Source organism: Pectobacterium hainanensis (assembly GCF_046237015.1).
Lineage (GTDB): Bacteria > Pseudomonadota > Gammaproteobacteria > Enterobacterales > Enterobacteriaceae > JBJYIN01.
The window spans coordinates 219,898-234,790 of record NZ_JBJYIN010000002.1 but is presented as its reverse complement, the minus strand read 5'-3'; the positions used below and the strand labels follow the sequence as shown (position 1 = coordinate 234,790).

Here is a 14,893-nt window from a genome sequence, read left to right as displayed (position 1 = left end):
AGCATGTGCGTTGGCTACTCTACTCGGCCCCTCGTGGGCCTCGCCCTAAAGGGCCGCTATAAGCAGCGTTCAAACCTGCCTCTGGCAGATTTGTAAGTCACCCGAATACTTGCTCAAGTAAGCTCATCGGGATTAAATGAGAGACATCCGGTCTCTCACCGGAGGCCAGCCGTTGGCTGGTCAAATTCGTTTCCGACGAATTTGTCCTTCTCTTGCCGCGTTATTCGGCCTTATGGCCTCACCCCTTCGGGGTCAGCGCAAGCGCTGTTCAAAAACGCTTTGCCGTTTTTGTCCTGAAACTTGAATTATTTAGGATATAGAGATAACGGGGTGAATCGTTTACTCACGATTAACTTTTATCTTCCAGAGCACTCCCTTCAGACATCACGACACCATTCTCCAGCACCATTTTCTGCGGCACAGCTAAAGGAATGCTCGCGGCACGTAAACGTTTGATGATCTCAAACAATAAATCGCTTTTTGCCTGTGCCACCATTCCCGGACCACTAACGTACCCCGTCACACTCAGCACCATGCCTGTCGGTGTTAACTGCGTAAATTTAACCGAGGGGGCTGGCCCATCAAGGATTGCGTCATGGTTAAGGAATGCATCCAGTAGAATAGTGCGAGCATCTTCCGGATCAATATCCAAAGGAAACGTCAGCGCTAGTGTTGCCACCCCCAACGGATGACCCATTGTGATATTGCGTACGTTCTGTGAAATAAACTGCGAGTTAGGGACGATCACCGTTGAACGGTCACTTAATTGAATTTCCGTCGCCCGAACATTAATCCGCCGAATATCACCTTCCACCCCGCTAATATTAACCGTATCTCCAACTTTTACCGGACGCTCTGTCAGCAGAATCAGACCAGAAATAAAATTCTTTACGATCTCTTGCAGACCAAAACCAATACCAACAGAAAGCGCACTGACGATCCAGGCTAGCTTATTCCATTGAATACCAAGCGTCGCCAACGTTAATAAAATAATCAGAATGTAGCCAATATTACTGAATAACGTCACCAGCGACGCTCTTATACCGCGTTCAAGCGTCGTTTTTGGCAAAAACTCATGCTCTAACCAACGTTTTGATGAGCGTAAAACATATACCCCGACGACTAAAAACAGTGCCGCATTCACCAAATGAGCCGGCACAATACTTAACGTTTCTAATCCTTTTCCACCCCAGATTTCAACGGCCTTTTGTACCAGTTCAAGTGGAGTTGTTGTACCAAATGTACCGTTGAGAAGCGCGACTGCCGCCATCAGTATCAAGAAGACTTTGCTACAGGCAGAAAGCAACGACGTCGCCTGCGCTAGGTGTCGATCATCCAGATTAAGAGAATTTTTGATACGTTTGCCACTGGCATTGTTGGGAGAAAAAACACTTTCACAAATATCGGCAATAAACGTGGAAAACAGATAAAGACACGATAATACGATGCCGATCCAGATCAACTCATAAGTTAAAAAGCGCGCTAACGAAATATAACCAATCATCAGCGACACTAATACAACCAACGATGTCGCCAGTACTGCCAGATGAATAAGCCCAGCAAGCGTGGATCGCGCTTCCGGTTGCTCACCTGAATGTACCATTTGGCGGCGAACCTGGTCGCTCTTGAGCGTAATCGCGCCAACGGTAAGGGATAAAAACAAAGCTGATAATCCCGTTACCATAATGGTTGCAGCAACGGAAGCCCCGACGGTTGCCGTAATCTGCTCAACAATGCCAAAGATTAAGATGAACACAGCCGCCACAATTGGAAATGGCTTCATTGCCATTGCAACAGGGTTAGAGATCGATGGCAATCGCCAGGAAGGCCTCTGGTTGGAAAGAAAAGCACGGCCTAACCCGGCAACCATAGAGGAAAATATCGCTAATCTGACAAGTGCATCTAAAAATGACGATACGCGTTCAGATGTTTCCCCATGGCGAGTGAAGGTAATATCCAACAGGTTTGCAGCAATACCTATTGTCAGGACGGTAGATATCACCCCAGCCGTTGCCAAAAAGCTTCTACGCAGCCGCCCTTCGGGCAATAGATGAATCCCGGCCCAGGCCAAATACTTTTCAAGTAGTTGCCGCCCGGTAGTCACCAGAATACCCGCTAGCAATAACAAAAATATCGAACCATAGCGCCAATCCGGTGCCCACGATGCCATAAATGCATCGCTTAATTGCGCTTGAAAAACACCAAACCGTCTCTGATCCTCTGCTTGGGGAGCAACAATGGGTGACCAAAACCGGGAGCCTAAAATACTACCTGAGTTCAATGCCAACTGCGTTTTCAACGCATTACGTCGCAAAGTCACAATTTGCGCGGATAAGTTAGTTGCATTCGCGCGCAGTGCCTGAATCTGATCAATCTGCGCATCCATTTTGGATTTTTGGGTATTCAGGCTATTGCGTTTACGCGTTACTTCATTGGTCTCATTAATGCCTAAGTCAGCTTCTGGCGCAGGCCCAAGGACATCTAGTTGTGCCTGAATTTGTGCCCGCAAAGGGGTGACCGCCGCAGAAAGTTCATTCGTATTGTTGACCAACTCCTGCGTCGTATCATTCAAGGCACCAAACTTACCATCGCTATTCGCATTTGATACCTGCTGTTTAATACTATCCAACTGTTTTTGTAGCTTCGCCAGTTCAGCATCAACATTTATCTTTACCACCGACTCAGTTTGCGCTGGCAACGGTTCAGCATCTGACTCTGCTGCAATCGCATATCCGACAGGCGACATAAACGTCGCAAGCAGGAAAATACGCAATAACACGGATAATAATGTATGCATAAATCAAAACGTTCCTCGTTCAACAAAAATCTCAGATGCTGTAAAAAATAGAGGTGATGAGCAACATTAACCGAATCAAACAACCTGTAGAAAAATCAAACACACTTCTATTCTAGTGTATCAACGCCAGATTCCGACGAATACGCCTGAATACAACTTACACGGGATTTTTGAAACCAGGCCGCAGAAAAAACTGAAAGACTTCATTTTTTCATCATTGTCTACAATGTCTCCCGCAACCACGCCAGAAACCGTTTACCATAATGAGCAATAGAACCAAGCTGTACAGAGATTCACCGTATAGCGTAAATCCTACCTCAATCCGTTGACTCATTGAGGTGTGTGGGTGGCTTTGTTGAATAAATCATTTACGAGATACAGCAAAGCCGTTTTCCCCGCAGATCAGCCAATGCGTACACTGTGCGGCATACCCTGCAACGTCATGATGTTGAGCGCTTTCACTAACGCCATGGCTTCGCCCTACCTGCGTATCGTTGTTCCGCAGCTCTGTCGGTGAAATCCGCACACAGCTATTCATAACCGGCAAAGTAACCCAGGTATTTACCCAAACTGCCCTGAAAATAGAAAGAATCAATAATGCTGTGGAGAGCTTTCGAATGGAGAAACCCTTGCGCAGTGATATAACGCAACAAATAAAAACTCTCCGACACATTACCTGTACTTTATGACATTTTCTTGGCGTCCATAACGATAGCTTACGCTGACATTGAAATTTCATCCCTCAATTCGAGCCATGTGTAAAAATGGCTCATACAAAAACAATTATCATTTGATAAATAAATTATGTAGATTAAACACATCGCTATAAATATTATTTTATAACGATATACTGTATTTCAATCCACGCTATTTATGATCATCATCAATATACATTAAAATAATCTCGTCTGAAATTCCGTGTCCGCCCTACCCTTCAATCAGATAAATCACCGCCACAAGGGAGAAAAACGGGATATATAGAAAATACTAATAATGGCATATCGAAAAAATCCATTATCCTTATACAGTATATGGATATAGTATTTTTTAACTTAAATAACAGCTTTGATAGAATTTAACAAACAAACAACAGATAAATAAAAAACAGTCAAAAATACATACAAAAAAAAATAAAACATATTGTTTCACTAAATTAGTGTCATATTTCCCTATATAAGCCAGCACGAGGTGAATGTTATTAATACTTCGTTCAACGATGACATTGTCGTAACGTCTGATTGTATCCGAAATAAAAGCCGGAGAGTCGAATGTCGGCTATGCACAGAGGCATGTTCATCTGCAGCTCTGTTTATCACCAACGCTGGTATGGTCAACATTATTCCTGATGCCTGCTCAGGCTGCGGCGGATGCATAGCAGCGTGTCCAGTAATGGCGATAACAGGCTCATTCCCCGAACGTCAAACTGTTGCTGACCATTTATATTTGGATGCGATTACCGCCCCGTCGGTGAAAGAACTTTTACTCTATTATCATGCAGGGTACCGTACGCTGGTTGTAGATGATAATCATTTCTCATGGTGTGATGTCGTCGACCGCACAAATAACCTATTACGTGCATGCCACCAAGCGCCCTTCTCTCTGAATAATTACCGGCATGATGATAATCATGCCAGCACAGAACCATTAGATGTGGCTATCGCGCGGCGTCGTTTTCTGCGGATTGGAACTGTTCAGCGGTATTTAGGAAAAAATAGATCGCCAACAAACAGATTAATCAGCGATATTCTCCCTGATTATCAATTGTTCAGTATCAATATCAATAAAGATACCTGTTCATTATGTAGTAGCTGCTTGAAATTATGTCCAACGGGCGTTTTCCATTATCAAAATAAGCAATTGGTTATTGAGTCAGGAAAATGTGTTGGGTGCCGGCTCTGTCAGGCAAGCTGCCCGGAATCCGCTATTGAGATGAGAGAAGAAATAACAAAAAAAACACAGACGCATTATTCCTTTAACGTTGCATTTTGTCCTCGCTGTCAACAACCGTTCCCATCGTTGAATCCAGATGAGCACCTGTGCCCTGCCTGTTCCATGCAAGAAAAGCTCCGCTTCACCGGGGATCGTATCGGCATGAAAAGCCTGAATTTCTCTGCGTAATGGAGGATAAAAAATGAACATCATCAATAGCACGACCTTTCCGTGTATTAACGATCCTGATTTCGCACAGTACGCTCAACGATATATCGAGATTGAGCAAAAGACCCTACACGCCATCACACAGTATGGTCTGCCGTTTGAATCCACCAGCGAAAGCAACGATGAAGCACTTGCCCTAAAACACCAACTGCGCGCCATGGGAGCCCTGTTTTCCAACAATGATAAAAGCATTCACATCAACTGGATTTCTGGTGCATGCGTTGCCTGCCGCACAGGAGAAGGAAGTTACACTGCGTTCATTTCGCTAAAATGCCATCGTCAATGCTATTTCTGTTTCAATCCCAATCAACAGGATTATGACTACTACCAACACCATCTGCGTCAGGCAGCAACGGAAGTTGAACAGATTGCCGCCAGCGGGGAGCCCTTGCAATTTGCGGCATTGACCGGGGGAGAACCACTATTACACAAAGCGGAAGCGACCGGTTTTTTCAAACAGGTTCAGCACCATTTTCCTGATATTCACACACGGCTCTACACTGCCGGCGATCCCTTGGACGAGCAAACCGCACAACAACTGCAACAAGCCGGGCTAAAAGAAATTCGGTTTAGCATCAAAATTGATGATCCGGTAGAGAAGCAAGCCCGCATACTGCGGCGCATTCGCCTGGCAAAAAAGTATATTCCCACTGTAATGGTGGAAATGCCGGTTATTCCCGGCAGCGGCGAACAGATGAAAGCGTTATTGCGCAAACTTGATGCCCTCGGCGTTGACGGTATCAACCTGCTGGAATTTTGTTTTCCTCTGACGAATGCCGATGCGTTTCGCGAACGCGGTTTTACTCTGAAATATCCCCCCTATCAGGTGTATTACAATTATTGGTATGCCGGCGGATTAGCCATTGCCGGTAGCGAAACATTGGCACTGGAGTTGATGCTGTTCGCGTTAGAGCGCGCGTTGAGGCTGGGCGTACACTATTGCTCTTTGGAAAATAAACATACCGGCCAAGTGTTCCTGCAAAACCACCTCAGCCCAGTTGATAACACCTACTATTTTTCTCCCCGAGACGCTTTTTTCAAATGCGCCAAAGTATTCGGCTCGGCCATTACTGCCGTGAAAAAACTTCTGGCCCAGAACCACATTCCCGTCAGACACAATCAGCAACATCACTGTATTCAGTTTCACCCCACGGCCATTTCCTTGCTTGGTGCATTGCCCGTTGAGGTTTGTCTTTCACTCAACGTTATTGAACACCTTTCAGAGACCGAGCATTACGTGAAAGAAGTGCAATTACAACACGTGACGCCATCCACCTTTTCACTGGCCGACATTTAAAGGATATGACGATGACCCCTCATCAATTCCCGCAATACCTCATCCAACGCACCGTGGGTTACGATCTTTTACGTCGGTTGCTGATCGAAGAACCCACGCCTGCACTGTTGAATTTTCTCCAGCAGCAAGATCTGTCGACGCTGTTCCCTGCGATCGCTGACGCAAATTTCTCTTCCGCAGTAGAAAGTGTGCAGCACGCGCTGGCAGAAGAACCCTTTATCATCGGTGAGAGCGCCTTTGAAAACCTGCATTGGGATTTCACCCGCCTATTTATCGGCCCCGAGACGCCCCCTGCACCACCGTGGGAATCCGTCTATGTATCGCGCGATAAGCTGTTGTTTCAACGTTGCACCCAAGAGGTAAAGCAGGTTTATCAATCCTGCGGGTTGGCCATGTCTGACGATGACAGTGAGGCCCCAGACCACATCGGGTTCGAGCTCGATTTTCTTTATCAGCAAAGCCAGTCCGTTGCCGAAGCGTTGCACAACGGCGCGGCACTTCAGAGCGTCATGCTTTCTTTGCTAAGGCAACGTGATTTTCTCCAGCAGCATACGCTGGCGTTCTGTGATGCGTTTTCTCATAACGTAAAAACACACGCAGAGACCGATTTCTATCGCGGCATCGCTCAGCTATTGCCGGTGTTTTTAACCCACGATGCACAGCAACTCAATCAGGTCGTTGACATGGAGACTGTGCAGGCAACGTCATAACAAAAACGATAACACGCTATGCCCACCGCCATGTCGGCAATGCCGTATTGGCAGATCCGACGGCGGCAGGGTTTTTTATGCAATGTGAAAGTAGGAGTATTACATGATCAATAATTTACTTTCTGGAATCAGTCGACGTGCGTTTATCCAGATAAGCTCCGCGGCAGCCGCTATCGCAGCGTTGCCCATGAGCCGCGGATTGCGCGCTGAACCGACTGCCGCCCAGCCGGCAACGGCTGTGACGGACAAAACAGGCACCTGGAAACCCGCGGCATGCTGGCACAACTGCGGCGGCCGCTGCTTGAACAAGGCGTTGGTGGTAGATGGCGTAGTAGAGCGTCAAAAGACGGATGATACTCACAGTGACACCCCTGATAATCCTCAACAGCGGGGATGTCTGCGCGGCCGCTCTCAGCGTAAACAAGTCTTTGGTGCCGACCGTATCCGTTATCCCATGAAGCGTAAAAACTGGGCTCCTGGCGGCGGTGATAAATCGCTCCGTGGGCGTGATCAATGGGTACGCATCAGTTGGGACGAAGCGCTGGACATTGTGGCCAGCGAAACCAAGCGTATCAAAGAAAAGTATGGCAATGAGTCAATCTGGCTCACTGGCTCTAACGGCACGCATTACCTTAATGTGTACGCCAACTACGGCGGTTATACCTCAGACTGGGGAACGACATCCTGGGGAGCATGGAAAGACACGCCGGGATATATCGGCGTTCATGATGGTTGGGTCCGTTTCGGCACCAACGATCGTCTGGATTTACGCAAATCTCAGCTGATTGTCCTGTGGGGAGCTAACCCCGCCTGGAGTAGCCCAGGCAGCCCGACCTATCATTATCTGCAAGCGAAAAAGGCGGGGGCCCGCTTTATCTGTATTGACCCGAGCTACCATGCAACCTGTGAGTTGCTCGACGCCGATTGGGTTCCGGTCAACCCTGGCACAGACCATGCGCTTGCATTAGGCATTATGTATGCCCTATTGGAAGAGGACGATCCGCAAAACAACCCGCTGATAGATTGGGATTTCCTGAACCGTTGCTGTGTTGGCTTCGATAGGGATCACATGCCTGCAAGCGCTAATCCCGATGATAATTTCAAAGATTATCTGTTGGGCACCTTTACCCACGAACCCAAGAATCCTGAGTGGGCCGCCGAAATCTGTGGTGTTGCGCCAGACACTATCCGTAGCCTGGCAAGACAAATCGGTGGCACTCGCCGCGTCGCCCTGCTCACTGGGTGGGCACCAGCCCGTATTCACAATGGTGAAGGATGGGTTCATGCGTTTTCTACGCTAGGTTTTATGACTGGGCATATGGGCCGTTCTGGCCGAATGACTGGCGTATGCTGCCATTACACGGCTGGCAACGGCGGTACACGTTTGGTTAACGGAGGCGGCACAGGACTCCCCAACTTCCCAAACCCGATCAGCAGCACCATTAATCACAACGAAATCAACCGGGCATTGAGGGAAGGCACATTTCGCCAGCGCGGTAAGGGTGAGAAACAAGTGGATATCCAGATGATGTTCCACACCTTCAATGCCACGATGCAAACGCGAGCCAATATTACGCAAGGCATCGCTGCACTAAGGGAGAAAGTCGAGTTCATCGTCTCTCCCACTTATGTGTTGCACACCAGCGCCAAGTATTCTGATGTGGTCTTGCCGGTCACGACCGAATGGGAACGGGAAGGCACCATTTTAAACCCCAGCAACCGCGACGTGCTGATTGTGGCAGTGAATATTGTTAAACCGCTTTATGAAGCGAAAAGCGATCAATGGATTGCAAAAGAGATCGGCAAACGGCTGGGCGTTGATGTTGATAAAATCTTCCCGATTTCTGAAAAGCAGCAGTTTTTCAATACGCTGCAAGGGGCTAACGTCATTGATGAAGACGGTAAGACCAAGGTTCCCTTGTTAACCATCACTGAACAGGATCTGGCAGCATGGGGGGTTAAGGGGAAAACGCAGCAGGGCAAAACCTCGCTGAATGCATTCCTAACCCGTGGCACCTATCAGGTAGAGCGCACAGAAGGGGATAATTACGGCTATATCGCCTATAAAGATTTTGTCCAAGCTCCTGAGAAGAATCCACGCGACACGGATAGCGGGAAGTTTGAAATTTATTGCGAGAAACTCAAACGAATCAGCCATGAGTACGGCTGGAATGAAGTACCTCCTATTCCTGCCTATACCGCCAAGCCCAAAGGGTATGAAGAAAGCTTCGCAGATTGGAACGCTAAAGTGAAAGGTGAGTATCCCTTCCAAGTTTACAATCCGCACTATTTAAGACGTTCACACAGTACGTTGGATAACGTGCCCTGGCTTAGAGAAGCCTGGCCCTCACCCGTCTATCTCAATAAATCTGATGCCACTCGCCTTGGCATCCACCACGGTGAAACCGTGCTCATTACCAGCTCCTCAGGAAAAACACTGCGCCCAGCCTGGCTGACCGAAACGTTGAAGCCCGGCGTTGTCGCGCTGCCTCACGGCAGTTGGTTCGAACTTGATGAGACCAGCGGCATTGATTTGGCCGGGGCGGATAACGCTATATCGGAACAGGTCGCGACCGGTTTTGGGACATCGGGCTGGAATACCGTGCTGTGCGACGTGAAAAAGTGGCAAGGCCCTGCATTGATTCCTGATGTAGACAGACCACAACGTATCATTTTTGGTGAGGAGCGATAACGATGGAACAGGTTGGATTCTATTTTAATGCCGCCGCGTGCATCGGTTGCAAAACATGCGTCATCGCCTGCAAGGATAAAAACGATCTGGAAGTGGGACGTAATTTTCGACGGGTCTACGACTTTGAGGAAGGTACGTTTCCCAAGCCGAAACGTTGGCATCTTTCTATCGCGTGTAATCATTGCGACTCGCCTGCCTGTGTCAGCCATTGCCCCACCAAAGCGATGCATAAGCGCGAAGAAGATGGGGTGGTTGTGGTTGATCACTCACTGTGCGTCGGCTGCCGCTACTGCACTTGGGCATGCCCTTACGAAGCACCTCAGTTTGATGAGAAGTCTGGCATGATGACGAAATGCGATACCTGCTTGAATCTGCGCGCCAAAGGGGAAAACCCTGCCTGCGTGGATGCCTGCCCCATGCGAGCCTTGGATTTCGGCTCCATCAGTGAACTACGGAAAAAATACGGCAACAATGCGGATATCGCAGGTCTGCCCGACTCATCGCTAACTCGCCCCAACTTGATCGTGGGTACTAAAACACAGCGAGGATACTGACATGCACGAATGGCCATTGATCTTTTTTACCTTGCTGATGCAAATCACTATCGGTTGTGTCGTCACCGTTTGGTATTGCCATACATTCATTTTCACTACGTTGACCGATGACAAACGGCTGAAGCTTGCGAGTCCCGCACTCTTGTGTGCGTTACTGTGCGGCGGCATTGGCTTATTGGCATCCGTTGCGCATCTGGGTAACCCGTGGCATGCGCTATTTACACTTAGCCATATCGCCTCATCCTGGATGAGCCGCGAAATCCTGTTCACAGCGCTGTTTATGGGCTTGCTATTTTTGACACTGGTTTATGCACTAGTGAAAAAACAGCTACCTACCACACTGCTGGGGCTCACCGCATTGGTCGGCGTGTCGGATATCTTCGTCATGTCAGCCATTTACGACCATAGCCGTTTTATCCTTTGGCAAGGATGGGGAACCTATGCAGGCTTTTATGGTTCGGCGTTTATGATGGGCAGCCTGTTGTATGCGCTGTGCCTGTGGCCGCGGTTACACCAACTGGCAGAGGATGAGAGTGCGCGTGCCATGACACCTTTGCTTCGTTTCTACCTGCTGGGTTTTGTGCTGGTTACGGTTGCAATCATTGTCATGTTTTCTGCCTTTGCCCCCAATCTTGCGCAAGGTATCAGCATTAAAACCGCTGCTGTGAATGTCGGAACACTGACGCTGTGGCGTTATCTGCTGTTGGGCATCACACTGGTCCTGCTGGTGACCTATGTAACCCGATTGCCACGAAAATCATTGCCCGCTCTGCTCTCACTGGCGTTGATGATAACCATCATTGGCGAGTTCTTAGGGCGCTACGCGTTCTTTAGCGTTGGAGGGTAATCGTGCGCTAGCCATCAATGGGCTGGCTAACAGCCCATTGATGGCACAGAACAGGGGGATGATTACGCATTTTTTTGTTTACGGATGAAATCTATCAATATTTCAGCGCTGGGCAGCAAAGGACGCGCTTGTAACCACACGGCCCCAATATCCATCGAAGGGATCACGTTACTCACATCCCGCCGGACAATACGATTGCCTTCCAACGACCAGGGACGATACACAAAATCAGACAAAATGGTGACACCGTGGCCTTGCGCCACCATACCTCTTATCGCCTCAATGGAGGTCGATTTAAATTTGATGCGTGGTTGCAGATTTTGCTCAGCCCAGTAATGATTGACGGTAGGGATATGGTCATCCATATCGAGAAGCAAAAAATCTTCTTTCGCAATACTTTGCAACGTAATCGTTGGCGCATTCTGTAATGGATGACCAGCACAGGTCCATAATCGCCGAGTCGATCGAATGAATATCTCTGTCGCAAAATCCTCTGGCAGCACGATGTTAGACACCAGCATCAACGCCAGATCAACCATCCCTGCCCTTATCGCCTGACATAGTTGGGGAGAAGGATACTCAACCAGGCTAAATTGCAAAGAAGGAAAGCGCGCCGTAATCGAGTTCAGTAGCGCTGGTAGCATATAGGCCGAGAGGGTTTCAGTGACACCAATGCGCAGCGTTCCACTCAGATCGTTAGACGGAATCAGCATATCATCCGTCGCGAGCTGAACGGTGTTTAATACCTTTCTGGCATGACGTAATAGACGTTCTCCGGTTTCCGTCAGGCGTATTCCTTTAGCATGACGGGTAAACAGCGCTCTTCCGCATTGCTCTTCCAGATTTTGCAGCGCAACCGTCATTGACGATTGGGAAACGTTACAAAACAACGCTGCCTTAGAGATTTGTCCGGCATCGGCAACAGCGACAAAAAATTCAAGTTGGCGCAGCGTAAATAACATCGAAAATCCATAGCATAAATGTGGATAATCCATATTATCATTCATCAGCCGCGATGAATGTCGATGAGATCAGATCATTCCAGTAAAATGACCTGATGCTGCCTCTTTAACATCAGTCCGCTTAAAATCTTCAAAACCGAGAGCTACCTTGGTCAAGCGTGCTGCATCGGCGATATCGTTTACCGATCCAAGGTAATACCAGTTGTGGATAACATGCATCTGCCGCACATCGCCGTGCTACTCCACCAGCCCGACTGCACCCAAGTAGAGCCAGTTGAGCACGCGTATCTGTTGCCGCCTATCGAGCAAAAGATCACACAACGGCCAACGGATCCGCAGCATCCGATATGTCTGATAATAATGTCACTACACCTTTGTGGTCAGGTTTTATGAAGACAGGCTGGACAAGAATGGACAAACGTTGATGCAGGGATTCATAGAAACCAATTGGTGGCATGGACCATCATCACAAGCCATGCGCATGGATGAAACGACAGTACGGGAACCGATGCCTGCCGATCGTGCCGAATACAAATTTGGCGTAAAAGGAAATGTGATGCATAACCTGAGTGTGACGGGCGCTATCGGTGTAGATACCAATATGCCATCTTATAAGGCAGGACGGGTCTCACTTGGCGTGAATTATTCCTGATAATCGCTCGCTGTTATCATTATCGGTAATGATAACGGCTTTCCGACATAGCGTACTGAACGATGGACTCGCCAATAGAACTGTACAGCGATTCACCGTACGGCAGAAAATCAGGCGCAATCCGTTGACTCATTGAGGTGTGTGGGTATAATCCAGCCCACTGTTTATCCCACTAACAGTAGCATCTCTTTGCATGCGCCCTTAGCTCAGTTGGATAGAGCAACGGCCTTCTAAGCCGTAGGTCACAGGTTCGAATCCTGTAGGGCGTACCATTCCTTCGTCTTTTGACGTCAATTAAAGTCTACTAATCCCTTTAAAATCAGCATATTTACCTAATATCAGGTCTTCTGACGTCCACCTGTGTCTCTTGTGTTCTACGCTCAAGTGGGGGTATGTTTGGGGGTATCCGCAGGTTCAATAAAAGTGATACCCCCAAATGAAGCTAACAGCACGGCAAGTTGACGTCGCTAAACCCAAAGATAAGCCTTACAAGCTCGCTGATGGTGGAGGTTTGTATTTACTGGTTAACACCAACGGCTCACGCTATTGGCGTTTAAAATATCGCTATGCCGGTAAGGAGAAACTACTTTCCATAGGCACCTACCCTGATGTGTCACTGGCAGATGCCAGAGCGAAACGAGGCGAAGCGAAGAAGCTTCTTGCCAATGGCGGCGATCCCAGTGAAGAGAAACAAGTAGAAAAACAGGCCAAAATTGCTGCAGTCAATAACAGCTTTGAACTGATCGCTTTGGAATGGCATGAGCACAAGCGACCTAACTGGTCAAAAGGTTATGCTGATGACATCCTAGAATATCTGAAAAAAGATATTTTCCCCCATATTGGTAAAAGACCTATAGCTGACATCAAATCCAAAGAGATGTTAGATGTTCTGCGCAAACTGGAACAGCGTGGCGTACTGGATAAGTTAAAGAAAACTCGTCAGGCATGTCGGCAAATTTTCACTTACGCCATCATTTCAGGACGCGCTGAGAACAACCCCGTCACCGATCTGGTTGGCATACTGAAAGCACCAAAACAAAAGCACTTCCCTCACCTAATGGCTGATGAGCTTGGATCGTTTATGAATGCCTTAGCCAGTTATAGTGGAAGTCGCATTACTCAAATTGCCACTCGCCTGCTGATGTTGACAGGTCTACGCACCATTGAACTAAGGGCTGCGGAATGGCAGGAAATCGACTTTAACAAAGATATCTGGCAGATCCCTATTGAACGCATGAAAATGCGCCGCCCTCACCTCGTGCCGTTATCCAGTCAGGCAAAAGCTTTACTTTTAGAACTGCAGGAAATTACAGGCGGTTATTGTCTGGTTTTTCCCGGTCGTAATGACTCCAGAAAGCCAATGAGTGAAGCCAGCATTAACCAAGTGATAAAACGTATTGGCTATGGTGGCAAGTTAACGGGTCACGGCTTCCGTCATACCATGAGCACCATTCTTCATGAACAGGGCTACAACACCGCGTGGATTGAAACCCAACTGGCGCATGTTGATAAGAATGCTATCCGTGGCACCTACAACCATGCGCAATATCTCGATGGTAGACGTGAGATGCTGCAATGGTATGCCGACTACATGGCAAGCCTTGAGAAAGGCGGCAATGTGGTGCAGGGAGCGTTTAATCGACGTGGGTAAGGATAACTGCTGATGAAAGAAGGGCTATGTCTTAACGGGCATAGCCCTTTTTCTTGGCTAAAGCAGATAAGAATTAAGTCAGAATTTAAACTGATATTGATTAACCAATTGATTAATATGTAAATTATAAAATACCTTAAAACAGCAAAATAAATAGCACTTATTGATAAATCGCTCTACACCCCGCCCAGTGACAGCTCTCCCGCCATTTCATCTTTTTTTGTATGAAAAACACTCAATTCAAGTTCAATTCTGATTTTCCGAGGCTTGAACGTCATAAGCGATCTGCAGATACTACATTCATCAAAACAACAACGGAGAAATATATGACAACAAGAAGACTTATTCGCCTGCCGGAAGTGATGAATAAAACAGGATATAGCAAAGCATGGATTTATCGACTTATTAGCCGGGGCGTATTCCCAGAACCGATAAAGATTGGAATAAGAGCCAGAGCTTTTGTTGAAAGTGAAATCGATGAATGGATTGAAAACATTATTCAGTTTTCACGTAAACACGCTGATCAATGAAAAATACATTATTAATACGATGAGGAGGTTCTATGTAAAACGTT

At 47.6% G+C, this 14,893-nt stretch carries 12 protein-coding genes and 1 tRNA gene; 10 read left to right on the top strand and 3 right to left on the bottom strand.

What is annotated here, in order from left to right; translation table 11 throughout:
- Positions 1 to 349: 349 nt before the first annotated feature.
- Entirely contained in the window at positions 350 to 2,797 is a 2,448-nt protein-coding gene (locus tag ACKPVM_RS03170; protein WP_409306832.1) for a DUF3772 domain-containing protein, read from the bottom strand.
- A gap of 1,326 nt (positions 2,798 to 4,123) precedes the next feature.
- Here ACKPVM_RS03170 and ACKPVM_RS03165 point away from each other — a divergent pair.
- The 6 genes from ACKPVM_RS03165 to ACKPVM_RS03140 all read left to right on the top strand — a co-directional run bounded on the left by ACKPVM_RS03165 (position 4,124) and on the right by ACKPVM_RS03140 (position 11,054).
- Complete coding sequence (locus ACKPVM_RS03165) at positions 4,124 to 4,915, top strand: 4Fe-4S dicluster domain-containing protein (RefSeq protein WP_409306830.1); 792 nt, start codon at positions 4,124 to 4,126, stop codon at positions 4,913 to 4,915.
- 13 nt (positions 4,916 to 4,928) lie between these two features.
- Positions 4,929 to 6,251, top strand: coding sequence for a radical SAM protein (locus tag ACKPVM_RS03160; RefSeq protein ID WP_409306828.1), 1,323 nt, complete (start codon positions 4,929 to 4,931; stop codon positions 6,249 to 6,251).
- Positions 6,252 to 6,262: 11 nt separating this feature from the next.
- Positions 6,263 to 6,961 (top strand): TorD/DmsD family molecular chaperone, encoded by a 699-nt coding sequence (locus tag ACKPVM_RS03155; protein WP_409306826.1) that lies wholly within the window; start codon positions 6,263 to 6,265, stop codon positions 6,959 to 6,961.
- Positions 6,962 to 7,064: 103 nt separating this feature from the next.
- Positions 7,065 to 9,653, top strand: a complete 2,589-nt coding sequence (locus tag ACKPVM_RS03150) for a molybdopterin-dependent oxidoreductase (RefSeq protein WP_409306824.1) — start codon at positions 7,065 to 7,067, stop codon at positions 9,651 to 9,653.
- Between the two features lie 2 nt (positions 9,654 to 9,655).
- Positions 9,656 to 10,207 (top strand): DMSO/selenate family reductase complex B subunit, encoded by a 552-nt coding sequence (locus ACKPVM_RS03145; RefSeq protein WP_409306822.1) that lies wholly within the window; start codon positions 9,656 to 9,658, stop codon positions 10,205 to 10,207.
- A gap of 1 nt (position 10,208) precedes the next feature.
- Entirely contained in the window at positions 10,209 to 11,054 is an 846-nt protein-coding gene (locus ACKPVM_RS03140) for a dimethyl sulfoxide reductase anchor subunit family protein (protein ID WP_409306821.1), read from the top strand.
- 62 nt (positions 11,055 to 11,116) lie between these two features.
- Here the strand turns inward: ACKPVM_RS03140 and ACKPVM_RS03135 are convergent, their stop codons facing one another.
- Together ACKPVM_RS03135 and ACKPVM_RS20585 are read right to left on the bottom strand one after the other, a co-directional pair.
- On the bottom strand, positions 11,117 to 12,016 hold the full coding sequence (locus ACKPVM_RS03135; RefSeq protein WP_409306820.1) for a LysR family transcriptional regulator: 900 nt from the start codon (positions 12,014 to 12,016) through the stop codon (positions 11,117 to 11,119).
- Positions 12,017 to 12,085: 69 nt separating this feature from the next.
- On the bottom strand, positions 12,086 to 12,244 hold the full coding sequence (locus ACKPVM_RS20585; protein ID WP_498044269.1) for a hypothetical protein: 159 nt from the start codon (positions 12,242 to 12,244) through the stop codon (positions 12,086 to 12,088).
- A gap of 148 nt (positions 12,245 to 12,392) precedes the next feature.
- Between ACKPVM_RS20585 and ACKPVM_RS03130 the strand changes: the two genes are divergently transcribed.
- The 4 genes from ACKPVM_RS03130 to ACKPVM_RS03115 all read left to right on the top strand — a co-directional run bounded on the left by ACKPVM_RS03130 (position 12,393) and on the right by ACKPVM_RS03115 (position 14,849).
- Positions 12,393 to 12,668 (top strand): autotransporter outer membrane beta-barrel domain-containing protein, encoded by a 276-nt coding sequence (locus tag ACKPVM_RS03130; RefSeq protein ID WP_409306818.1) that lies wholly within the window; start codon positions 12,393 to 12,395, stop codon positions 12,666 to 12,668.
- A gap of 195 nt (positions 12,669 to 12,863) precedes the next feature.
- Positions 12,864 to 12,940: transfer RNA gene (locus tag ACKPVM_RS03125), tRNA-Arg, on the top strand.
- A 164-nt stretch (positions 12,941 to 13,104) separates the two neighbouring features.
- The gene (locus tag ACKPVM_RS03120; RefSeq protein WP_409306816.1) at positions 13,105 to 14,319 is read left to right on the top strand and encodes a tyrosine-type recombinase/integrase; all 1,215 of its coding nucleotides are present in this window, start codon (positions 13,105 to 13,107) and stop codon (positions 14,317 to 14,319) included.
- A 326-nt stretch (positions 14,320 to 14,645) separates the two neighbouring features.
- On the top strand, positions 14,646 to 14,849 hold the full coding sequence (locus tag ACKPVM_RS03115; protein ID WP_047458742.1) for a helix-turn-helix transcriptional regulator: 204 nt from the start codon (positions 14,646 to 14,648) through the stop codon (positions 14,847 to 14,849).
- The last annotated feature ends 44 nt before the right edge of the window (positions 14,850 to 14,893 follow it).